At 49.8% G+C, this 24860-nt stretch carries 17 protein-coding genes; 15 read left to right on the forward strand and 2 right to left on the reverse strand.

The features are described from left to right. The first annotated feature begins 37 nt into the window (after positions 1–37). The 11 genes from A3844_RS13155 (at position 38) to A3844_RS13205 (ending at position 14724) form a co-directional block, all read left to right on the forward strand. Positions 38–418 (forward strand): response regulator transcription factor, encoded by a 381-nt coding sequence (locus tag A3844_RS13155; protein ID WP_074107599.1) that lies wholly within the window; start codon positions 38–40, stop codon positions 416–418. Continuing rightward, positions 396–3653, forward strand: coding sequence for an ATP-binding protein (locus tag A3844_RS13160; protein ID WP_074107600.1), 3258 nt, complete (start codon positions 396–398; stop codon positions 3651–3653). The genes A3844_RS13155 and A3844_RS13160 overlap by 23 nt, the downstream gene beginning before the upstream one ends. Before the next feature lie 84 nt (positions 3654–3737). Further along, positions 3738–4712, forward strand: coding sequence for an aldo/keto reductase (locus A3844_RS13165; RefSeq protein ID WP_074087751.1), 975 nt, complete (start codon positions 3738–3740; stop codon positions 4710–4712). A 273-nt stretch (positions 4713–4985) separates the two neighbouring features. After that, complete coding sequence (gene lspA, locus A3844_RS13170; protein ID WP_244169762.1) at positions 4986–5453, forward strand: signal peptidase II; 468 nt, start codon at positions 4986–4988, stop codon at positions 5451–5453. A 313-nt stretch (positions 5454–5766) separates the two neighbouring features. Then, the gene (locus A3844_RS13175) at positions 5767–7638 is read left to right on the forward strand and encodes an assimilatory sulfite reductase (NADPH) flavoprotein subunit (protein WP_074107630.1); all 1872 of its coding nucleotides are present in this window, start codon (positions 5767–5769) and stop codon (positions 7636–7638) included. Positions 7639–7677: 39 nt separating this feature from the next. Continuing rightward, complete coding sequence (gene cysI, locus A3844_RS13180) at positions 7678–9402, forward strand: assimilatory sulfite reductase (NADPH) hemoprotein subunit (protein WP_074107601.1); 1725 nt, start codon at positions 7678–7680, stop codon at positions 9400–9402. Between the two features lie 242 nt (positions 9403–9644). Next, positions 9645–10391: a type I methionyl aminopeptidase gene (map, locus tag A3844_RS13185; RefSeq protein WP_074107602.1), complete on the forward strand. Its 747-nt coding sequence runs from the start codon at positions 9645–9647 to the stop codon at positions 10389–10391. A gap of 183 nt (positions 10392–10574) precedes the next feature. Continuing rightward, positions 10575–12005, forward strand: coding sequence for a SpoIIE family protein phosphatase (locus A3844_RS13190; RefSeq protein WP_074107603.1), 1431 nt, complete (start codon positions 10575–10577; stop codon positions 12003–12005). Positions 12006–12020: 15 nt separating this feature from the next. Continuing rightward, the gene (locus A3844_RS13195; RefSeq protein WP_074087833.1) at positions 12021–12413 is read left to right on the forward strand and encodes an ATP-binding protein; all 393 of its coding nucleotides are present in this window, start codon (positions 12021–12023) and stop codon (positions 12411–12413) included. Between the two features lie 21 nt (positions 12414–12434). Further along, complete coding sequence (locus tag A3844_RS13200; RefSeq protein WP_074107604.1) at positions 12435–14444, forward strand: methyl-accepting chemotaxis protein; 2010 nt, start codon at positions 12435–12437, stop codon at positions 14442–14444. Further along, on the forward strand, positions 14437–14724 hold the full coding sequence (locus A3844_RS13205; protein WP_244169763.1) for an STAS domain-containing protein: 288 nt from the start codon (positions 14437–14439) through the stop codon (positions 14722–14724). Before A3844_RS13200 ends, A3844_RS13205 begins: the two co-directional genes overlap by 8 nt. Before the next feature lie 89 nt (positions 14725–14813). Here the strand turns inward: A3844_RS13205 and A3844_RS13210 are convergent, their stop codons facing one another. Both A3844_RS13210 and A3844_RS13215 read right to left on the reverse strand, forming a co-directional pair. Continuing rightward, positions 14814–15218 (reverse strand): CBS domain-containing protein, encoded by a 405-nt coding sequence (locus tag A3844_RS13210; protein ID WP_074087760.1) that lies wholly within the window; start codon positions 15216–15218, stop codon positions 14814–14816. A 186-nt stretch (positions 15219–15404) separates the two neighbouring features. Further along, positions 15405–15839 carry a VOC family protein gene (locus A3844_RS13215; protein WP_074087761.1) on the reverse strand — a complete coding sequence of 145 codons (435 nt, stop codon included), beginning with the start codon at positions 15837–15839 and terminating at the stop codon, positions 15405–15407. A 297-nt stretch (positions 15840–16136) separates the two neighbouring features. On the opposite strand from A3844_RS13215, the gene A3844_RS13220 reads away from it, so the two are divergent. The 4 genes from A3844_RS13220 (at position 16137) to A3844_RS13235 (ending at position 24644) form a co-directional block, all read left to right on the forward strand. Then, positions 16137–17225, forward strand: a complete 1089-nt coding sequence (locus tag A3844_RS13220; RefSeq protein WP_074107605.1) for a winged helix DNA-binding domain-containing protein — start codon at positions 16137–16139, stop codon at positions 17223–17225. An 11-nt stretch (positions 17226–17236) separates the two neighbouring features. Continuing rightward, positions 17237–17803, forward strand: coding sequence for a heme-degrading domain-containing protein (locus A3844_RS13225; RefSeq protein ID WP_083606831.1), 567 nt, complete (start codon positions 17237–17239; stop codon positions 17801–17803). A 213-nt stretch (positions 17804–18016) separates the two neighbouring features. Continuing rightward, positions 18017–19183 (forward strand): small-conductance mechanosensitive channel, encoded by a 1167-nt coding sequence (locus tag A3844_RS13230; RefSeq protein ID WP_074107606.1) that lies wholly within the window; start codon positions 18017–18019, stop codon positions 19181–19183. Between the two features lie 13 nt (positions 19184–19196). Beyond that, positions 19197–24644: a diguanylate cyclase gene (locus tag A3844_RS13235; RefSeq protein WP_074107607.1), complete on the forward strand. Its 5448-nt coding sequence runs from the start codon at positions 19197–19199 to the stop codon at positions 24642–24644. Positions 24645–24860 lie beyond the last annotated feature (216 nt).

Genomic DNA, 24860 nt, shown 5'->3' on the forward strand with positions numbered 1-24860 from the left:
AACACAACATCAGGAGGAACAGAAGGGTGAGGATTGAATGCAAAGAGTACTTGTAGTCGATGATGAAGAGGTCTTGCGCATGCTGATTGAAGACACGCTGGAGGATCTGGAGAATGTAGAGATCCATACCGCCGAGAATGGCACAGAAGCGCTGACCAAGCTGTCGGAGGAGCTGTATGATCTGGTCATTCTGGATTATATGATGCCCGAGATGACTGGAATTGAAGTTCTCGAGGCGCTGGAAAAAGAACAAAAAAACGCCATGCCCATTCTGATGCTGACCGCCAAGGCGCAGGAGAACGACCGTAGTAAAGCCCGCGAGGCCGGCGCCCGCTATTTTATGCCGAAGCCTTTCAGCCCCATGGAGCTCCTGCAGATTGTGGAGGGCATTCTCAGTGAGAACAACGAAGCGCTCTAATACCAGCATCAAAACGAAATATTACCAGATTATTACGCTGTTGTTCGTGCTCATTGTCCTGACAGTGAGTGTCCTCTTCTTTTATATTAATACCCAGCAGAGCAGACTGAAGTCGGAACGGGAGGTCCTGCAGACCAAAGCGAATATCATAGATGAACTGGCCGGGACGCTGAATGAAGTGTTTTTCCGGGCCAGAGGGTATATCGCCTTGAAGAGCACCAACGAACTGGGTCTGCTGAATACGGCACTTGAGAATCTGGATGGTATTCTGAATCAATACGCCGGGCTGAATCTGTCACCGGAAGAGGCGGAGTATCGGGAGGCTTTATCCGCTTTTTATACGAATTACAAGAGTCAAACGCTGCCAAAGGTGATGCGACTGGTCGAAAATGATGACTATGAAGGGATCCGAACCCTTTCGCAGAGCGGCAGCACGAAGTCCTTGAATGATTTTCTCGCCTATACGAAGGCCTTCAAGGAGAGCTCAGATCAGCAGCTAAGTGATATGGCAGACCGTTCTATCCTACGAGCTGACAGCTATACCGTTGCGGCCTTCGGCATCAGTGCCTTTTTGTTGCTCTTCTTTACCTTAATGATCTGGCGGGGGCTGAAGATTCTGATTGATCCGATTGTCCGGCTGGAGGAGGCTACCCATTCACTTGCTGCGGGGGAGACGGTTCTGCTCGGAAAACTGGAAAAGCAGGATGAGATTGGACGCTTGTACGAGGCATTCCTGAACATGGCCCACAGCATCCAGGACAAGGAAGAAGAATTAACGATGCAGAACGAGGAGCTATATGCCCAGCAGGATGAGCTTCAGGACCAGCAGTTCAAGCTGGAGCGTTCATTAAGCGAAATTGAAAGCATGATGAAGGCGCTCGATCAGACCTCGGCTGTCGGCATTCTGTCGGATAAAGGGCTGTTCACTTATGCGAATAGCAATCTTAGCAGCTATACAGGCTACAGAAATGCCGAGATTATAGGCTACCCTTTCCGGCTATTCGAACTGCTGAATATGACTTCCTCCCAGATGGAGCAGATTATCAGTAAATTATCCACCGGCGGAAACTGGAGCGGGGAAATTGAAGTTCTGGTGAAGGATGGCCAGGAGTCCGTATGGCTCCATATGACGGTCATGCCTTATTTGAACGATGAGGGCAAGGTTTACCAATATATCCTCATCGCGAACAACATCACCTCCCTGAAAAGTGTGCAGCAGCAGCTGGCGGTTACCCTCCAGAATACGGAGCAGACTACCTTCATGCTGGAGCGTTATAACCGGTTGAATCATGAGCTTACCTACACGCTGGACAAACAGGAATTCGCCGAGAAATTCAGCGGGTTCATGAATCAGATCTATGACTTTGATTCCAGTCTGTTCCTGCTTGTTCAGGATAAGATTACCGTTGTCAAAGGCGTGCCGCAAGCGAATGTGGAGCGGTACCTCGATCATCACCATTCCGAAATTCTGCACCGCCTGGGAGAAGAGCAATCCTATATTATCCAAAGAGTAGGCTCGCCGCGGGAACAGGGCATCTCTCCTGACGAAGTCTACTGTTATGATTTATACACTTCAGTAGTGGGCAGCAGTAATGAGATTCTGGCGGTCTTCTGCGGCAGCCGGATCGGCCGTACCTTTACCGAAGAAGAACTCAGCGAGATCCAGGGGCTGATGAGCCGGGTGGCGCTGGCGATCGAGCGGCTCATGATGTATGAGGAAATCGAACATGGACGCAAGCTGAACCGGGATATCGTCAACAATGTAAATGAGGGTATCCAGTTCGTCAATACCGAAGGCGTAATGCAGCATATCAACAAGGCGCTCAGTGAGCTGTTCCGCTATAGCGATTGGACCGAGGGTTCGCTGGTTCCTGCGGAGGATTGGCTGGAAGCATTCACCGGCAAGTCCAATGAATCTGCAGAGCTACGGCAATTCTACGAGCATGCGATGTCCGAATCGGCCATGGATTCCAGCACAATGAAATATTCACTGGGCACCGAGGAGATTCAACATGTCGATGTCTATGCAATTCCGGTCCTCCGCCGTGAAGACCGGATCGGGACGCTGTTCGTACACCGCGATATCACACGTGAATATGAGCTTGACCTGATGAAGTCCGAGCTGGTCAGCACAGTCAGCCATGAACTGCGGACTCCGCTGTCCAGTGTTCTTGGCTTCACGGAGCTGCTGCTGTCCAAAACCATGAAGCCGGAGAAGCAGCTTAAATATCTGGAGACAATTCACAAGGAAGCGAAACGTTTGACCGAGCTGATTAATGACTTTCTGGATCTGCAGCGAATGGAATCGGGGACACAGCAGTATAATGTCGAACCGGCACATCTCAGTGAAATTGTGCTCGGCGTTATTGACCAATACAAGCTCAGCAGTACTCACCATATCCTTTTGGAAGACGATGCTGTGCAAGATGAGGTGGCTGTTGACAAGGACAAGATCATTCAGGTGCTTACCAACCTGCTGAGCAATGCCATCAAATTTTCACCGGGAAGCCATGAAGTCAAAGTACTGCTCCACAATGAACCGAACCGGATTATAGTGCGGGTCCACGATCAGGGGCTGGGTATTCCCAAGAATCAGATTGGCCAGCTGTTCCAGAAATTCAGAAGAGTGGATAACAGCGCGTCCAAGCGGATCGGAGGAACCGGACTAGGGCTTGCGATCTGCAAGGAAATTATTGAAAAGCACAAAGGGACCATCGGCATCGAGTCAGTGGAGGGTGAAGGCACTACCGTTTGGTTCAGCTTGCCTATGGAGTTGGCAGAAGACAGCGGGCATGTGGAGGAGTCTGCCAAGTGGGGCGCTGATAAGGAACAGAAGCCTAATGTAATGATTGTTGAAGATGATTACAGCCTGTCCCTGCTGCTCTCGGAAGAGCTGAAGGGCAAGGGCTTCCGGGTCACCCATCATTACCATCCCCAAAAAGCATTCGACCAGGCGCTGAAGTCATCTTTTGTGGCTATTGTCGTAGATCTGATGCTGGGAGTGGAGCTGGACGGTTGGGATCTGATCCGTATGCTCAAAAATGATCCCCGGACCGAACAGGTGCCGATTGTGATCTCCTCGGCGCTGGACAAGACGGATAAGAGTATGCTTGAGAACGTGAAGACATATCTGACGAAGCCGTATCCGCCGGGAGAGCTATCGAACACACTACAGGAAATTGTGGAGATACAGCTGAAGTCGGGAGAAGTCCTCTTTCCGGATAATGACTGCTAATATGGCTTGCCTTACAGTAGACTCTAAGGTATATAGTGATCTTGCAGCAGACAACCAATCAGGAATGCAAGGGAGGAAATGCGAGTGAAATACAGTTATTTGGGAAAATCCGGTTTGAAGGTTAGCCAACTATGTCTGGGTACCATGAATTTCGGCCCAGAAACCGAGGAAAAGGAAGCCTTCAGAATTATGGACGCTGCCTTGGATGCGGGCATCAACTTTTTTGATACAGCCAATGTATACGGCGGCAATGACCGGCGCGGCTGGACTGAAGAAATTATCGGCCGATGGTTTCAGCAGGGAGGCGGCCGGCGCGAGAAGGTTGTTCTGGCTACCAAAGTCTACGGTGACATGTTCGACGAGCAGGACGGTCCCAATTCAGGTGCAGGTTTGTCCGCATACAAGATCAGACGTCATTTCGAAGGCTCACTGAAACGTCTGCAGACGGATCACATTGAACTGTATCAAATGCATCATATTGACCGGAATGTCTCCTGGGACGAGTTGTGGGGCGCATTTGAAATTCTGGTCTCCCAGGGCAAAGCCGATTACATCGGGTCCAGCAACTTTGCGGGCTGGCATATTGCCGCTGCCCAGGCAAAGGCCAAAGAACGCCATTTCCTGGGGCTTGTCTCCGAGCAGCATCTGTACAACCTGCTGGAGCGGACGCCGGAGCTGGAGGTCCTTCCAGCTTCGCAGGAGCTGGGTCTGGGAGTGATCCCATGGAGTCCGCTGGCTGGCGGCCTGCTTGGACGCAATGCGCTGTCCAAAAGTGGTGTGCGCAGCGCCCGTTCGGCCAAGCTGGAGCAGCACCGGAGCCAGCTGGAGCAATTCTCCGCGCTCTGTAAGGAGCTTGGGGAGCATGAAGACCAAGTGGCGCTGGCCTGGGTACTGGCCAATCCTGCCGTTACCGCACCGATTATCGGGCCACGGACGATTGAACAGTTCGAAGACTCGCTGAGAGTCACCGAGATCGTGCTCGATGCAGATACGCTGAAGAAGCTGGACGAGATTTTCCCGGGACCGGGCCGTCCGGCACCGGAAGCCTACGCCTGGTAAGAGTTCCGGCGGAAATCAATATAGTATACCGGCTGCGGGAGCTGGACAGCGCGGGAGCATCCTTTGGGATATTCCCGCGTTTTTTTATTTTTCTCGCTAAGGCAGCGCTGTCCTTAAAAAAGCGGGTGTAGCCGTGGGCGTAGTAATCACCGGGCGTCGCCTCAAAGTCCAGATTGTTTTGCGGAGGCTGGCAAGGATGAATCCAGGGTCTTCCTGTGATAAGCTGAACAGTAAGAATGAACAGTATCGCTATTTTTGCCGAGTGCAGAGGGGGTGGCCATTACGCTTTTTTATTTAATATCCATATTGGTCGTTATAGCGGATCAGGCCGCCAAGTGGGCGGTACGCTCCAAGATGCAGCTGGGGGAAACCATTCCTGTATGGAGCGGGCACCTGCAGTTTACGTATTACGAGAACAGTGGCGCAGCATTCAGCTCTTTTCAGGGATTCGGCCCATATTTCGCCATTGTTGCGGTAGCCTTTGTTGCAGCGGTGTTCTATTACAGACGAAAGGGAGTGCTGAGGGGACCGTTACTGGAAGCGGCGAGCGGATTTCTGGTAGGCGGGGCAATCGGCAACGCCATGGATCGTGTTATTTACCATCAGGTAACGGATTTTCTGGTCTTCGGCAGCCGTGGCGGCATTCTGAACCTTGCAGACTTGGCGATCAACGCCGGGGGGCTGCTGGTTTTGGTACATCTGCTCAAGAAACCGCTGAAGCGTTTTTCTTTAAAAAGGTAAGACCTTCGGGCTGAATGTCCTTGGAATGACTATCCGGCATATCAATAGGCAGGTTTTGTGAAATTCTTGCTGCTTTATCGATTACTAAGTATCATTTTATCTAATAAAAGTTATCATAAAATGTAATGAAGCTGGTTAAATCAGAGCTTTTTACTCTGATTTAAGCGGCTTTTGTGCGTTTTATTGAATTTATTGGATTATAAGTGTGAATTTAGCAGCCGGCTGTCTCGTTGATCGTTTCATATAATTGTGATAGCCTGAATTTATGTTGTTAAGAGGGAAGCAGATTTCATGCGAGGAGAGGTCGATAGTGTTGCAATTACATGTTACGAACAGTCCTTTTACCGAGGAACAGGTTGATCTTCTAAACCGCCTTCTGCCGTCACTGACGCAGACACAGCAGATTTGGCTCGGCGGCTATATATCCGCAATAACACTGCAGGGCATATCCGTTGACTCCACTACTGCGCCGGCTGTGCCTGTAACACCCGTTCCGGGTGCTGCAATTGCTTCAGCTGCTTCAGTTGCGATTGCCCAGCCGTCCTTTTCCCGCGATATCACCGTACTCTTCGGATCGCAGACTGGCAATTGCCAGCGTCTCGCTTCCAGCCTGTCAGGCAAGCTGAAGGAGCAGGGATTCGAGGTCACCGTATCTGCGATGAACAGCTTTAAGCCGAATGCACTGAAGAAGGTAGAGAACCTGCTGATTCTGGTCAGCACGCATGGTGAGGGTGAACCACCGGATAATGCACGTTCGCTTCACGAATTTCTCTATAGCAAAAGAGCGCCCCAATTGAATCATTTACGGTATTCGGTGCTGGCACTCGGGGATACCTCATATGAATACTTCTGCCAGACGGGCAAGGATTTCGACCAGAGGCTGGAAGAGCTGGGCGGCCAGCGTCTAAGCCCCCGTGCAGATTGCGATCTGGACTATGACGAGCCGGTCGCTGATTGGATGGAACAAGTGATTACCGCCCTTAACGGTGCCCAGAGTGCCCCCGCTATTGCTGAAGAGGCTGTGCTTGCGGCCGAACACGCGGAATCGCTGCAATCGGCATACTCCCGCAATCATCCGTTCCAGGCAGAGGTGCTGGAGAATCTGAATCTGAACGGACGCGGCTCGGATCGTGAAACCCGCCATCTGGAGCTGTCGCTGGCTGGTTCTAACATGACCTTCGAACCTGGTGACTCCCTGGGAGTCTATCCCGAGAATCATCCCCGGCTGGTAGAAGAGATTATTGCCGCCATGGGCTGGAACTCCGGGGAAACCGTTCCCCTGAACAAAAAAGGTGAAGAGGGCACCCTTCATGAAGCGCTTCTCCGCCATTATGAAATAACCGTCCTGACCAAACCGCTGCTGGAGCAGGCAGCGAAGCTGTCAACAGCTCCCGCGCTGCATGAACTGCTGCTGCCGGACCGTTCCAAGCAGTTGAAAGAATACATCCAGGGTCGTGATCTGCTCGACCTGATTCAAGATTTCGCGCCATGGGATGTACCAGCCTGCAGCTTCGTAACCATCCTGCGCAAGCTGCCGGCAAGACTATACTCCATCGCCAGCAGCTATAATGCCAATCCTGAAGAGGTTCACTTTACCGTGCGGGCGGTACGCTATGAGTCCCATGGACGAGAACGCTATGGTGTCTGCTCGGTTCACTGCGCGGAGCGTGTGCAGCCAGGAGACACTTTGCCGGTATACATCCAGAACAATCCGAATTTCAAGCTTCCGGCAAATCCCGATGTGCCAGTGATCATGATCGGACCCGGTACAGGAGTTGCGCCGTTCCGCTCGTTCCTGGAGGAACGCGAGGAGCAAGGTGCAGAAGGCAAGACATGGCTGTTCTACGGAGACCGTCATTTTGTGACAGACTTCCTCTACCAGACAGACTGGCAGCGGATGCTGAAGGACGGCGTGCTGAATAAGCTGGATGTGGCCTTCTCCCGGGATACAGAAGAGAAAGTCTATGTGCAGCACCGCATTCTGGAGCATAGTCAAGAGCTCTATGCCTGGCTGCAGGAAGGCGCCCATGTATATGTCTGCGGGGATGAAAAGCATATGGCCCACGACGTCCACGCAGCGCTGATCAGCGTTATTCAGGAGGAAGGCGGACTAAGCCCCGAAGCAGCAGCAGCCTATCTGGACAATCTGCAGCAGGAGCAGCGTTACCAGCGCGATGTGTACTAAACATTAACATACAGTGAATGCGGGAGGAGACTTGCAGCAATGGCGAATAATGAATCAGTGGTGAAGCCCATCGGCGGCCCGCCTAGTGATGTTGAACATATTAAGCTCGAGAGCAATTATTTGCGGGGAGCCCTTGTGGAGACGTTGAAGAACCCGATCACCGGAGGTCTGCCTGAGGATGATAACCGGTTGCTTAAGTTCCACGGCAGCTACATGCAGGATGACCGGGATTTGCGCAGTGAACGGGAACGCTCGAAGCTGGAGCCGGCCTTTCAGTTCATGCTGCGTGTGGTCGCACCTGGTGGTGTGGCTACCCCGGCACAATGGCTGGTCATGGACGAACTGGCACACAAATACGGCAACGGTACCTTGCGGCTGACGACAAGACAGGCCTTTCAAATGCACGGAGTGCTCAAATGGAATTTGAAAAAGACCATCAAGACCATCAACGATACGCTGATGACGACCCTCGCTGCTTGCGGTGACGTTAACCGCAATGTGATGAGCGCTCCCAATCCGTACCAGTCCGAGGTTCATGCCGAGGTCTATGAGTGGGCACGCAAGATCAGCGATCATTTGGCACCGCGTACCCCTGCCTACCATGAAATTTGGCTGGACGGTGAAAAGGTAGTGGACAGCAAAGACGGAGCAGAAGTCGAACCGATCTACGGCCCGGTCTATCTGCCCCGCAAGTTCAAAATCGGCATCGCGGTCCCTCCATCCAATGATGTGGATGTATTCTCCCAGGATCTTGGCTTTATCGCAATTCTGGAAAACGGCAAGCTGGCAGGATTCGATGTAACGGTTGGCGGCGGCATGGGGATGACTCATGGGGATACAAGTACGTATCCGCAGCTTGGACGGGTAATAGGCTTCTGCCGGCCGGAGCAAATGATTGATCTGGCGGAGAAAACCGTTACGATTCAGCGCGACTTCGGCAACCGCTCGGTCCGCAAAAATGCCCGTTTCAAATACACCATTGACCGTCATGGTCTGGAATGGTTTACCGGTGAATTGCAGAACCGGTTAGGGTGGGAGCTTGAACCGGCAAGGGGCTTTCACTTCGACCATAACGGTGACCGTTACGGCTGGGTGAAAGGTGTGAACGGCAGATGGAACCTGACGCTGTATATCCAGAGTGGACGGATTCATGATACGGAGAGCAGCAAGCTCATGACAGGCCTGCGGGAAATCGCCAAAATCCATGACGGAGACTTCCGGCTGACCCCCAATCAGAATCTGATTATAGGCAATGTCAGCAGTTCGAAGAAACGTAAGGTTACGGAACTCGCCAAGCAGTATGGATTGACAGAGGGTGCGCATCATTCGGCTCTGCGGCGCAGCTCGATGTCCTGTGTAGCGCTGCCGACGTGCGGATTGGCCATGGCCGAGGCAGAGCGTTATCTGCCGCTGCTGCTGGATAAGCTGGAGCTGATCATTGACGAAGCAGGACTTCGGGAGGAAGAAATTGTGATCCGCATGACGGGTTGCCCGAATGGCTGCGCCAGACCGGCGTTGGGGGAGATCTCGTTCATCGGGAAGGCTCCGGGCAGATATAATATGTATCTGGGAGCAGGTTTTACCGGCGACCGTCTGAATAAACTGTATAAGGAAAATATCGATGAACAGGAAATTCTGGCAACGCTTGAACCAATCCTCCATCAATACGCCAGGGAGCGCCAAAGCGGCGAGCACTTTGGGGATTTTGTAATCCGCAGCGGATACGTCAAGGCGGTTACCTCTGGACTTCATTTCCACGACTGATTCATGAACTTAACGAACCCGTTTCCTTCTTTAAGAAGGCAGGGTTCGTTTCTTTTTTTGAAAATATAAGAATTTATATGCTTCACGCATTAAATTATCCTTCTATTGCCGTTTCTGCTTGTGAATTCAGATTAAATTTGGATTTTCGGCGAATATCTTTCATAATATAGAGAAGAACGACCAAACTATAACCAAGAGCCATTATTGTAAGTAATGTGTTCTGTACAGAAGAGGCGAAACGAATGATCATCATGAAAACGATGGAAGAGATCGAGAAAATGCGGGCAGCCGGCAAAATTCTTGCGGAATGCCACCGGCAAATCGCCCAAATCATTAAGCCCGGAATCACAACCTGGGAAATTGACCAGTTTGCAGAGAAATTCATTCTCTCCCAAGGAGCTACCCCGGAGCAAAAAGGCTATCACGGCTATCCTTACGCGACCTGCGCATCTGTAAATGATGTGATCTGCCATGGATTTCCGAAGCATGAGGAGTTGAAAGACGGCGATATCGTAACCATTGATATGGTTGTGAACCTGAATGGCTGGCTGGCAGATTCGGCTTGGTCCTACGCCATCGGCAATATTAGCGAACAGGCGGAGAAACTGCTGAATACGACCAAAGAGTCATTGTTCAAAGGTATTGAGCAAGCGGTCGCCGGTAACCGGATCGGGGATGTTGCCCATGCGATACAGGTCTATGCCGAGTCGAACGGCTTCTCGGTCGTACGTGATTTCATTGGTCACGGCATTGGTTCTGAAATGCATGAAGCACCTGAGGTACCTCACTATGGACCCGCAGGGAAAGGACCAAGACTCAAAGAAGGCATGGTATTTACCATTGAGCCGATGCTGAATACCGGAAGCTATCGTACTAAGGTAGATGCGGACGGGTGGACGGCCCGCACGATCGATGGAGGCCTGTCAGCCCAGTATGAGCATACACTGGCCATTACTCCGCAGGGCACAATTATCCTGACTGAACTGTAAACTGCCATACCCGAACCCGGGCGTTCTCCTTCTTGTAAGGAAACGTCCGGTTTTTTGTTTTTTTGACACGGATCGAGCTTCTGATAGTTTTTTTTGCTGTGTGTGTCGGAATTCACGGCTGAATGAAAATTAAATGCATATAATGGTAAGGTTTCAAAGCTGAATCAGAATAGAGGACGAAGAATGGCAGTAGATAAACATTGCAAAAATCTGCACAGGGCACCCAGCCCCGAGCAGTGCATGGACCATTATGGCTGCATTTATGAAAACAACCATCTGATTACTTTGCTGGTGAATCCGGTAGACGGATCGATTACCGATGCCAACAGGGCAGCCTGTGAATTCTACGGCTACCCTATCCGTATTTTTCGGAAACTTCATATTACGGATCTGCAGGCCGACCCGTATGCCGGATTGGAAGATTTCATTGTACAAGGAATGCCTGGTGACGAACATGGGGCTAACAGGGTCTTTATGGACAGGCACCTGCTCGCTGGGGGGCAGGTAATTGATGTGGAGATTCATACCGGCATGATGTCCATGCTCGGGAGGTCAAGCATCTACATGGTTGTTCATGACATCAGCGAGCGGGTTCGTTCGGAGCAGCGGCTTCGTGAGAGTGAAGAGAGATACAGGGATCTGGTTGAGCTCTGTCCCGAAGCCATTATGGTCTATAGCGGAGGCACCATCCTGTTTGCCAACAAACAAACCGAAAAAATGTTCGGTAAAAAGAAACAGGAGCTGATTGGACAGAGAATAGAGTCCTTTTTTAGCGAGCAATACATAAGGAGCGCCAAATATAACAAGCTTATGACCTGGGGCTCCATCGCCAAGGAGAGATTTCGCTTCGAACAGCGGTTCATCCGGCATGATAACCGTATTTTCGATGTTGAGATTTCAGGTGTACCGATCATTTATGAGGAAGAAAAGGCGTTACAGCTGGTGCTGAGGGACATCACGGAGAGCAAAAAGGAAGTGGAGCGGGCAGTCAAGCTGCAGGATCACCGGCATGCAGTGGTTTTTCCGCTGGAGGAGAAGGCAGAACTGGAGAAGCTGTATATTCCGGCCCGGACACTGAGTGGCGATTTCTTCATTTTTCATAAGATTGATGAGGAAAGGGTAGTTGGAATGATTGGTGATGTGACGGGCAAGGGAATCACCGCCGCGCTGAACATCTCTGCCCTTAGGGTGTTGTTTGCGGATTGTATGGAGGTTACTGATGATCCGCTGCAGGTCATGAAGGAATTGAACCAGAAAGCTATACTGCATCTGGGCGAGGATTATATTGCGGGCTGCTGCTTTTGTCTGGATTTTGGAACCGGCTTGCTGAAGGCAGCGGGTGCAGGGATCAATGAATTCATCTATGTGCCCAAGGACCGGGAGGGCCAATGCATTACCGTCAAAGGCGCGCCGCTAGGCATGTTCGGAGACAGTGAATTTGAGGAGAAATCCATATCCTTTCAATCGGGAGACCGTTTTTGCTTTTACAGCGACGGGATGGATCTTCTCTTTGACAGCCAGGAACTGAGCGGCAGCTACGAATATCTGACCGACCGGATTGCGGGAGCTTCATTACAGGATGACTGCACCTGGCTGAGCCTATCTATTAAGTGAATGAAGGAGCGGATTATGAGAGCTGTTCAGAAGGAAATTCGAATCCATGGTTTGGAGCAGCATCAGCGAATTATTGACGGAATTATAGAAGAGCTTCATCTGGAGGCTTATGCGTTTGACATTCGGCTGATTCTGATCGAAGCCATTACCAATGCTTACTACCACGGTAATCATAGCGATGCTAGCAAGCCGATTATTATCCGGTATTTGCTGAGCGGCGAGCAGCTTGAACTTCAGGTGGAAGACTCCGGGGAAGGAGCAGGTACATTGGTATTCCCGGACATGATCAGCAGTGACGAGCTGCTTGATGAAGGCGGGAGAGGTCTGTACCTGATCCGCTGCTTCTCCGATCAAGTGGACATGATTCACAACACGATGTACATCAGCAAATGCGTAAATCCCTCGTAGACAGAAGAAGGAGAGAATCCCGTGAAGTTAAGTCTAAAAGTTAAAATGAGTATTCTGCTGTTTTTGATTATTAGTGTGCCTTTGTCCATTTCGGGAATCATTTCGTATAATCAAGCCTCTAATGCGCTGCAAAAAACGATCGAGGAGGAATTGCGCGATACCACTGCCTCAACTGGCCAATCTGTCGATTCGGAGCTAACGGCCGTAAGTAATTATCTTGGGATTGCCGGTCAAAATGATACGCTGGCAAGCTTTGCGGGTAATCCGGCAGGCAAGACAGCGAAAAGCCTGGCGTATTCTTATATCTCAGGCTTACAGAAGGATCATGCGAAGCTGCTGGAATCTATCATCATAGCCGGCAATGACGGACAGGTATTGCTGACCAGCAGCTCTGTGAATCCGAATCTTAGTGTTAAGGACCGGGATTATTTCAAACAAGCCCTGCAGGGAAAAGAAACAGAGAGCGAAGTTCTCGTCTCTGAAGAAAGCGGTCATAATATTGTGGCTATTGCCCGCCCGCTGGAGCAGAATGGACAAATTACAGGGGTGCTGATCGGAACTGTTCTGTTCGATAACCTTACCGCTCCAGTAGCCAAGGTCAAGGTTGGAGACAGCGGCTATGGATATATGGTCGACCGCACTGGTCTGATTATATATCATCCCAAGAAGGAGAAGATTCTGAAGGAGACGCTTGACGGTAACAGTAATAAGGAACTTAGTGCAATCTTTCAGGTTATGAAAAATGGCAAGGCTGCCCACGGGTTCTACACCTATGAAGGTGTTCATAAGTATGTATCCTTTCAGCCTGCCGGAAACTGGATAGTGGCCACTACCGCCAATGTTCAGGATTATATGGCTCCAGCGATTAATATCCGCAACATGACTATTATTATCACTCTAGCCTGTATAGTAATCGCCCTGCTTGTGGCTTATTTTTTCACCACCCGCAGCATTGTCAATCCGATTATCAGGCTGGAGAAGGCGATGTCTCTTGCGGGAGAAGGGGACCTGACTGTACATACCTCTATCCGCACAGGAGACGAGCTGCAGGAGCTGAGTGAAGCATTTAATACGATGATTGACAAACAGGATGCCATCATCGAGAAAGTGAGGGCAGGCTCGATCTCCTTGACTTCCATGTCGGAAGAAATGGCGGCCTCGTCGGAGGAGATTAGCGCATCGATTCAGGAGATCAGCTCGAGTACTCAGGAGATTGCCGCCGGCGCAGAGAATAACAATCAGTCCGTAATCAATGCCTCCCAGGTTCTTGTACAGCTCTCCAGTCTGGTGCAGCTGGCCCAGAGTAAGGCGTCTGCTACTTCCGGTAATGCCGATCTGACCAATCAGGCGGCCCAGCGCGGAAGAAAACAGGTCATGAATACGGTCGAAGCCATGAACATTATCAGCAGCAGCACACAGGAAACCGAAGATCAGCTGCAGGAGGTGAGTGAACTCTCAGGCAAGGTATCATCAATTATTGGTACGATTAACGCTATCGCCGGTCAGACCAACCTGCTGGCCCTGAATGCAGCCATTGAAGCCGCTAGAGCCGGTGAGGACGGCAGGGGCTTCAGTGTGGTAGCTGAAGAAGTGCGGAAGCTCTCCGATGAAACCCACAGGCAGGCCAGTGAAATTTCAGTTCTGGTGAATGATATGGTCACACGGATTACCCAGGCAGTAGCCTCCATGAGAGGTGCTTCAGAGGCGGTTGAAGGTGGTGTTCGCGAAGTGACTGAGACGGATCACGTTTTCGTGCATATTATCAATTCCGTGGAGCTTATTACAGACAGTGTCCGCGAGATTCTGGATATTACCCGGGACGAGGTAGCTACCTCAGATCAGATTATCAGACTGATTGATTCGATGGGGACCATTTCGGAAGTGGCGGCAATCAATAGTGAGAATGTATCAAGTGCTACAGAAGAACAGGCGGCAACGGTCACAAACTTTGCGGCCTCTGCCCAGGAAGTAAGTGCCATGGCGTATGAACTGGAAACGCTCGTAGAGAAATTTATAATCAGGGGTGAATAGCTTGAGCGAGATTACCATCGAAATGCCGGAGATGTTCTCCGTGGAAGAAGCCAGCGACTTCAGAGAAAAGGTAAAGGAATATATTGATAAGGGGACCTACAGCTTTGTTCTTGATTTCAGTACATGCGCCTTTATCGATAGCACCGGGCTTGGAGTAATCGTCAGCTCCTACAAGAAGTGTGTGGAGAACGGTGGCACAATCAAGCTTCAGTCGCTGAATGCCAATGTGCGGAAGATATTCGAACTTACCCGTCTGACCCATGTATTTGAGATTCTCTAAGAAAAGCTATTCACACAAGCAGCGGCTGTGCTGTCCCACCCGGGACTGCACAGCCGCTGCTTGTGTATCATGGCGTACATGAATGTCTGCTAATCGGTAATATTCCGGGTGTAATATTCAATAATGTCCTTCCGGCGGATAATGCCCAGGAAGATGCCTTTGTCATCGACAACCGGAACAAAATTCTGATCTGCAGCCAGCGTCAGCATATCCTCCATCTGTGCGTGAATCCCGACACTTTCGTTGTGAACATGACGCTGAATATCGCCTACGGTCACATCCCGCATGTTCTCAAAGCTTAATCCTGCCGTATCCTTCAGCTTCCACAGCAAGTCCCCTTCGGATAAGGTTCCCACATATTTACCTTCTCCATCAATAATGGGGATGGCAGAATAATAATGATTCTCCAGTTGTACCAGGGCCTCCAGCATGGTAATGGAGGAGGTAATATACGATACCTGGTCCTTGGGCAGCAAAAAAGCGGATATTTCCATTAGTGAGGCTCCTTTACAGCGGAATTTGCCGATAGCGGTATACTTATTAAAACACAGATTGGGCTGAAAGCGCATAAAAAAATGGTATTCGTGATACTTTAATCTGCATGAAAAAAGGATACAGCATCTCCCAAATGGCTCAGAGAACTATATCCTTAACAGTATTTGGATGACCGGAGTGGGAGATTAAGCGTTGTCGCCGCTTTGGCCGTCTTCATGGCTTAGCTGCCAGATGATCCCGAATTTGTCCTTCAGACTGCCGTAACATTTGCTCCAGAAGGTCTCCTGTAGTTCCATGATAACAGTACCGCCTTCTTTGAGCTTGTCGTACCATGCTTTGATTTTGCCGGTATCAGCATTCATCAGGGTGAGATTTATATTATTTCCTTCAGTATAAGGCATACCGGGGAAGACATCCGAGAACATCACTGGACTTCCGTCAATGAACATCATGGCGTGCATGACCAGATGCTTGGCTTCCTCGGGAAGAGGGTGGGAAGGGTCCGGAGGTGCCTCACCAAAAGTCATGATCTGCGGGGGCTCTGTTCCAAACACTGTTGCATAAAACTCTACAGCTTCACGTGCGTTTCCGTTAAAATTGAAGTACACATTAATTGCCACAGGCTTCACTCCTCTAAAGTGGTTATTGTAAAGGCAAACGCAATATTTCCACATTGTATCATGTACTTGTCCATTTAGAAATATACGAGCAGTGCACAGTCTTTGCCGCCGGAACAGAGTGGGAACCAAGGTCGCTGGAAGGACTCACTGTGAGATTACGTGGATTAGTGCCTCGCAGATGATCTGTATATCATTAGATATGGGCGCCTTTCTGTCTTCAGATGGACAACCTGCGGATGGTTTCAATATACTGGAGGAAAGTATGGGAACTGATGTTAGGACCTGAGGCAAAGGAGGATGGAAATCGTGAATACGGACATCGCGGACCGAAGACTGGCTAATCAGTTTATTCACAGCTCTGCCTCTATGGAGCCGGAGGAGGTTGTCCGGAGATTAGGGGCTCTGCAGGCCCAGGATTATCTGCAGGCTGTGTGGGCGATTGGCCTCCGGACGCCTTCCGCCACGCTGGCCCAGGTTGAACGGGCAGTAGCAGAGCGAAAGATTGCGCTAACCTGGACGCTGCGGGGAACGATTCATTTCGTGCCGCCGGAGGATGTGAAATGGCTGCTTCAGCTATGTGCTCCGCGTCTCTTAAGGCAGGCTGTGCGGAGAATGGAGCAGCTGGAACTGGATGAGAAGACCCTGGGACGCGCCAGGAAAATCATCTATAACGCACTTAAGAATGGCGGAAGTCTACGGCGGCCGGATGTGCTTGCCCTGCTCGAGGCGGAAGGTATCCGCACCGGAGGGCAGCGCGGTTATCATATTTTGTGGCATAGTGCTTATAATGGGCTGATCTGCTTTGGTCCGCGCAGCGGCAAACAGCAAACCTTTGTGCTGCTAGACCAGTGGGTGGAGCATTCCCGGGAGCTGTCCTTCGAGGAATCGCTCTCCGAGCTGGCTTTGCGCTATTTCACAGCCCATGGACCGGCTACCGTACAAGATTTTGCCTGGTGGGCCGGATTAACGCTAACAGAAGCCAGAGCCGGGCTGGACGCAGTGAAGAGCAAACTTGAGACCGGTGTATTCTCTGGCACGGAGTACTGGAGTCCAGCTTCATCCAGAGGACACATGCCAATAGCCTCTGAGGTTCATTTGCTTCCCGGCTTCGATGAATATATTCTCGGTTATGGCGACCGTAGTGCTGTGCTTGAGCCTGAGACCGCCCCGCTTATCGTACCGGGTAATAATGGTGTGTTTCTTCCGACGATTGCCGCAGGCGGGCAGATCATCGGCACATGGAAACGAACCGTCAAGACCAAAGGGGTTGACCTGAAATTCAGTCCCTTTACCAAGCTGGCACAGGACCAAGAAGAAAGGCTGATGTTGGCCGCTGAGCGGTATGCTTCTTTTCTAGGACTTCCTGTCCTTACAATAACAAGATAGAGGAGTAATGAGTGAATTCAGCGAAAGCTATCATCTGCAGCTCTGATTTTGATCTTACGCTTGGCTATCAGCAACCCAACGAAGAGGAAGTGTGGACCTTGGAAGATTATACTTTATTATTGGAACAGCTTTTGCAGCAGGAGCGGAATTTGCAATTCAGCACATTTACCAATCAGACAGCCATCCGGCTGGGCAATGCCATTGTGGAGAGAGCTGTGGCAATGGATAAGCTAATCGTGGTGGATATCCGCAAGAATGGCCAAGTTCTGTTCCATGCCAAAATGAATGACACAGGTCCGAACAACGACCGCTGGATTGCCCGCAAAATAAACACAGCCAACCATTTCGGCCACTACTCTTACTATATGCATGTGCTATATAAATCATGGAACACTACGATTCAGGACAATGCCTTCGTTGATCCGATGGAGTATGCCGCTGAGGGCGGATGCTTCCCTGTATATATCAGGAACGCAGGTCAGGTCGGAACGATTTCGGTCTCCGGATTATCTGGTGAGGAAGATCATGAGATGATAGTCAGTGTTCTTGAACCCTTTCTTAAGGCGGAGCAGGATTAATCTATTCTGATAATAAATTACATTATTTCCATATTAAACGGGCGTTCCACAGCCATATCCCTGGCCGTGTGGGCGCCTTTTGCTTGTGAGCTTCCAGGCTGGTACGAAAATGGTAGGAATGGTTATAAACAAAGCAGGAATAATCTGGACTGATATCGAATAGTTTCGTTCATCACAAAATTCGACTTTTCAACTATAAGAGGGGTTACCGCCATGTTTAAAAAAAATAAAACGTTCTTCCTGATCCTGACTTTTGCTCTGATCTTTCTGCTTCCCTTGATTGGGAGCCTGGTCAAGTGGAAGGGGCAGCTGCCGGGGTATGGCGATTTTCCCGCTCAAAAAGTAGAGGCAGACCCTGGTTTCAGCCTGCTGTACTTTTCCCTGGCCTGCATTGTCGCGCTGCTGATTACATTGATTCTGGTTTTTCCCCGGTGGTTTGGCTTCAAAAAGGTCCGCGAAACACCCGTACCGAAAGACGGGGGAACTCCTTTTCCGGTCTGGTTCTGGTGGAGCCTGCCAGTGCTTGCCATCAGCTGGTTCCTAATGTGGGCCCGGGTCAAGCTGTTCATTTCGTTCGAATACTACACTTTTGTACCATTATGGTGGTCATTCATATTAATTCTAGACGGATTGGTGTATAAAAGAAATAAAGGCGCTTCGATCATATCGCGCAAACCGCATGTGATGCAGCTGCTGGCTGTAGTGTCCTGCTTCAGCTGGTTTGCTTTTGAATATCTTAATTTCTTTGTGATTGAGAACTGGTATTATCCGAATAATGAGGTGTTCTCGAACTTTGGCAATGTGTTCTGGTTCTCACTGTCGTATACGACGGTGCTTCCGGCAATCTTTGAATGGTACCTGTTACTTAAGACTTTTAGCGCGTTCAGGAACCGCTATCGGTATGGTCCGAAATTCAACGTCTCCCGGATTTTTCTGATCATTTACTATGTGATAGGGCTGATATTGGCTTTTGGGATGGGTTATTATCCATATTTGCTGTTCTGGGTGTTGTGGGTGGCACTTGTCCCGATGCTCTCCGCGGCAATGGCACTTGTGGGATTCTGGACGCCTTTTACTCCGGTTAAGAACGGGGACTGGTCCAGTGTCATTCTGATTGGGCTTGCCACACTGTTTAACGGATTCTTTTGGGAGTTCTGGAATTTCGGCAGCGAGTGGTTCCATGATTCTATGCCAACCAATCCTAACTACTGGAAGTACTCGGTACCTTATTTGGACAAATTTCATATATTCTCAGAGATGCCCGTCCTGGGGTATTTCGGATATCTCTTTTTTGGGCTGAACTGCTGGATTATTTGGCTGATTGCTGCCTATATCTTTAAGTTTGATGCGGATATTGAAGTGACGGGAGAACAGAGCTAAAGGTGGAGTGGGTATGGTTGTGTTTGACCGATATGAGGTACTGGAGACGATTTCTGATCAATATATAAAATCCGTATACAGAAGTATCGATTCCGTAACGGGTGAATCGGTCATTCTGAAAGTACTTAAGCCGGAATATGCCGGAACGGAAGCAGTGATGAGGTTCAAGCAGGAGTACAAGCTGCTCAAGGAGCTGAGCGAGAACACGAGCGGTGTCATCAAGCCATACAGGCTGGAGGAGCAGAATAACTCCTACATTATGGTGCTGGAGGATATTCACGGACGTTCGCTCAAAAGAATCATGGCAGAGGATCAGCCGGAGCCAGAGGTACTGATACAGCTGGCGGTTCGGATCGTAGATATTCTGGGGGCGATTCACGAGCGGAATGTCATCCACAAGGATATCAAGCCTTCCAATATCATTTGGAACAGGGATCAGAATATTGTACAAATTATTGATTTCGACCTAGCCGTGAAGCTGTCCAGGGAGAAGCGGGATTTTCAGAACAATGGTGTACTGGAAGGCAGCTTGCTGTACATATCACCCGAGCAGACCGGCAGAATGAACCGCAATGTGGACTACCGAAGTGATTATTATTCCTTGGGCATAGTCCTCTATGAGATGATGACGGGCAAGAAGCCTTATGATGCGGGAGAGATGCTGGAGCAGATCTACTCCATTATTGCCAAAGAAGCAGTTCCTCCATATAAGGCAACTGGGGGAAGGGTCTCAAGCAGTCTGTCAGCAGTAATAATGAAGCTAATGGAAAAGTCTTCGGAGGACCGGTACCGCAGCGCATATGGAATTAAAGCGGACTTGAAGAAATGTCTGGCTGGCCAGGAGAACTTCGTAGTTGGTGCAGAAGACCGGCTGAATATCTTTCGGATTCCGCAGCGGTTATATGGACGCGATCAGGAGCTTGGACGTCTCGTGGATTCGTTCCGCAGAAGTGTCAAGGGCAGTACACAACTGATGCTGGTCACCGGAGAAGCCGGGGTGGGTAAAACCGCACTGGTCCATGAGCTGCACAAGTACATAAGTCAGGAGAAGGGACTTTTTGCAGAAGGAAAGTTCGATCAGTATAACCAGAATATCCCCTACAGTGCCATTATTCAGGCGTTTCGGCGATTAATCAGCCAGTTGATGGATAGTCCTGATGAGAATCACAAGGCCTATCTCAAGGAGGCATTAGCCAAGGCTCTCGATGGGAATGGCAATCTGATTGCCGGTCTGATTCCTGAACTGGACACCTGGATTGGCATTCAGCCGGAGATGGAATCGCTGAATCCGGCAGAAGAAACCAACCGGTTCTATCTTACCTTTGCCAAGTTCATCGAAGGAATTACGCATAACGAGAAACCCTTAGTGCTGTTTCTGGATGATGTGCAGTGGGCGGATTATTCCAGTCTGCAGCTGATCGAGAAGCTGCTGCTGGGTCATCAGCTGCAAAAGGTTCTTATTGTCTGCTCTTACCGGCAGAATGAAATTTATGAGGGGCATCCGCTGATCAGTACGATCTCCGCGATTGAAGTTAGTCGTGAGGTTGGAAGCATAATCCTAAACTCCTTAACTGAGGCACAGGTTGGCAGTCTGGTATCCGATACGTTGTTCACTACACCCTCCCGGGTTCAGGAACTTACCGAAGTAATTTATAAGCGGACCAAAGGAAATGTTTTTTTTATAAAAGAAATTCTCAAGGATTTGTACAGGAATGGGTATTTGTACTTTGACGAGTCGGAAGGATTATGGGCCTGGCAGACGCAGCGGATTGTCAGCTTGCCGGTGAACGAGAGCGTGGTCGACTTCCTGATGCTGAAGCAGCAGGAGCTTCCGCAGAATGTGCGCAGAATACTGATGCTTAGCGCAGCAGTGGGTAATGTATTTGATTTTGGAATATTGGCCCTGATTGCTGATGAACCGCTTGAGGTGGTTGCTCATGCCATAGCCACAGCTGTGGAAAAAGAGTTTATCTTACCCGAGGACTACCGGTACGCCCGGATGTCCAGCTTCCTGTCGGCACCGGAAGAAGAGGCATTGCAGAATCTGGATATCCGATTCAAATTTGCACATGACCGGATTCAGCAGTCGTTTTACCAGATGCTTGACGAAGAGGAACGGGCTGCTCTGCATCTGGCCATCGGCCGTTTGCTGCTTGAACGCCTGAGTCACGGGGAGATCGAAGGGATTATCGTTGATATTGCCGCACACCTGAATAAAGGGCTAGACAGGCTGTCCGGCAAGGCGGAAGTCGATAAAGTGATCAGGATTAATCTAAGAGCCGCGCGCAAGGCCAAGGCAGCCTTCGGCTATGACTCGGCTTTCCGGTTGCTGGAAGCGAATATCGGGCTGATGGGAGAGACATCATGGGAAGAGGACGGAACGCGTGCGGCTGAGATTTACCAGCTATATGCGGAATGCGGATATCTTACTCATCAGGTTGAAGCAGCTGATTCGGCATGTGGGGTCCTGATCAGGCATACCAGAGACAGATTGGCCCTCGCCCAAATCTATGAAATGCAGGCCAATCATTACATGTACCTGGGAATGATGAAAGAGTCCATAGCCTCTGGAAGGCTGGGGTTATCTACACTGGGCGTTCATATTCCTGCCCGGGTAGGCATGGCATCCGTTCTTAAGGAGCTCGTGAAGATTAAAACCGCGCTGCGGGGAAAAACGGTTGATCATATTTTTGAAGCCGAAGAGATGAAAGACCCGGAAATGAAGCTGGTGATGCGGCTATTGATCAACTTTATTCCTCCAGCCTTTATTTCCGGAGAAACTTCGCTGTTCGGGCTGGTTGTTCTGAAGAAGGTGGGACTTACCCTGAAGCACGGCAATGCTCCAGAGTCAGCGCTCGCGTTCATCGGTTATGCGATGCTGCTGTCCGGGTTCGGAGATTCCAAGGGAGCTTTTGATTATGGCCGTCTAGGTATTCGAATCAATGACAAGTTCAACGATCTGCAATGGAAAGGCGCGGCGTATGTGCTATATACGCTATTCTGTCATACCTGGACCGAACCTTGGGATACGCTGCATGAGTGGTACACTACCTCCATTGAGGCGAGTCTGCGCACAGGAGATTTACTCTATCTGGCGCATTCCTGCTACTATGTGAACCTCTGGAATCCCGGGATGGATATTCCCACGAATCTGCAGGAGAGCTTAAGAATGATTGCCATGATCGAGAACACGAAATACAAGGAGTCCTTAGCCACCGCACAGTTGTCCCGGCAATACCTGCTGAATCTATCGGGCGAGCTGCAGGACCGCTTATCCTTTGACAGTGCAGACTTCAGTGAAGCGGCCTATCTGGAGGAGCTGGAGGCAGCCAAATATTACTCCGGGATCGCAATCTACTATATTTATAAAATGAAACTGCTGTTTACCTATGAGAACTACACCGAGTCTCTGACCTATATCGACAAAGCTTACCCGATCATCGACACGCTTGCCGGATCAGCTTTTATGGAAGAGTTCGCCCTCTATACGTTCTTGAATTTGGCCTATGCCTATAAAGATTTGGGCACTAAGCGGAAAAGGCAAGCCAAAGCCAGAATGCGCAAGGAGTACCGCCGGGTGCTCAAATGGGCCAAACATGCGCCCGAAACCTTCCGGCAGCATGAGGTGCTGATGAAGGCTGAATGGGCCAGAATGGCAGGACGTGACGATGAAGCTGGACAGTATTATGATATGGCGATCGAGGCCAGCGATCAGGGAGGGTTTGTACGGTACAAGGCACTCAGTAATGAGCTGGCTGCCCGCTTTTATTATCATAAGGACTTCAAGGAGTTCGCCGGTTACTTGCTGAGACAGTCGGAGTATTATTATTCCGTATGGGGTGCGAAAGGTAAAATTGCCTTTCTCAATGAAAGATACCCGGATATGATCACAAGAATTAATGCCAAAGAGTTCATGAGCGGCCGCACGATAACGGATTACACAGAAAGTCTGGATCTGAACTCTATGATTCTGGCTTCACAGGCCATCTCCAAGGAAATCGAGCTGAACAATCTGCTGGAAGCGCTGATGCAAATCGTCATAAAGAATGCAGGAGCGCAAAGAGGCTGCATCGTGATGACCTCCAAAACCAATCTGCTCGTCGAAGGGGAATACCGGCCGGTTGAAGACCGGATTACGGTAGCGGTGCATGACCGGACAAGGTACGACCATTTGCCATATTCTATCCTGAAGCAGGTAGAGGAAAGCAGCGAGAGTGTGATCTACAATGATGCGTTCTCTGAAACGCCGTTCGTAAATGATCCCTATATTGTCAAACACCGCCCTAAATCGATGGTCTGCATGCCGCTGATCAACCAGAACAAGACCATTGCAGTCATTTATCTTGAAAACAACCTGATGACAAGTGTATTTACTGAGCAACGGATGAAGATTATTAATTTGCTGTCACGGGAAATGGTCTTCTCGCTGGAAAATGCCACTCTGTATTCCGAGCTTGAGCGCTCAGAGGAAAAGTACCGGGAACTGGTTTACAATTTGCAGGACGGCGTCTTTATTACCCAAGACAAAATATGCAAATATGTCAATGGGGCTTTGGCACAGATGCTCGGTTATGTAGCGGAAGAAATGGTGGGGCAGCCTTTTGAGAAATTCGTGAGTCTTCCTGAACGGGATAAGGTGTTGCATTATTATGCCAGAAGGGTTGAAGGGAAACCGGTTCCATTTGAATATGAGACCAAATTGATTCACAAAGACCAGAACCGTGAGGTCATAGTGATCCACAAGGTCACACGGATCAATTATATGAACCAGCCGGCCATTCAGGGTACCGTCAAGGACATCACTGAACGGAAGAAGGCGGAGCAGGAGCTTCTAAGGCATAAAGAGCATCTGGAGGAGCTGGTAGCTGAGCGGACCAAGGAGCTGGAGCTGAATAATGAAGAGTTGAATAAGTACATTCAGCTGATTGAAAAGATATCCATCACCGATGAGCTTACAGGTCTCTATAACCGCAGATATTTTAATAAGCTCCTAGTGATTGAAGTGGAAAAAGCTGCAGCGGCTCAACAATATCTGACCTATATGATGCTCGATATTGATTATTTCAAGAAATATAATGACACCTATGGGCATTTTGAGGGTGATACTGTATTGCGCAGAGTCGGGAGACTGCTGCAAGAGCTGTCCGAACGTGCGGGTGGATTCGCGTTTCGGCTGGGCGGGGAAGAGTTCGGGATCATAGTCAGCGGTTTCACCCCTCAGCAGTCCAGGGAATATGCCGAGAACATCAGAAGAAGCATTGCTGATCTGGGAATCGAGCATGCGCTGAGTACGGATTATGGAATCATTACCGTTTCTATTGGTGTGGCTACAATTCATGTGGACTTTATCCGCGAAGGCGATCTCTACAAGCTTAGTGATGATGCGCTGTATCAGTCCAAAGCCAATGGCAGAAACTGCGTTACCCTGTTTCAGGAGCCAGAGGGAGCCGCCAATCTATAAAAGTTGTAACAATATTGGCCGTGCCGGAGACGGGTTAACCGTTACCGGAGCGGCCTTTTTAAAAAGATAAAAATGTATATGTTTCACGCTATAAATGATCCTTCTCTTTCTCGCTGAAATGGATGCCGTCCTTATAAGGATGGCGTAGCCGTTTCTACTTGTTTCCATGGGTAAATTCCCGCATATTGCAGATACTCTCCGTAAAACGCGGGGAGG

This window comes from Paenibacillus helianthi (assembly GCF_001909055.1).
GTDB lineage: Bacteria > Bacillota > Bacilli > Paenibacillales > Paenibacillaceae > Paenibacillus_AQ > Paenibacillus_AQ helianthi.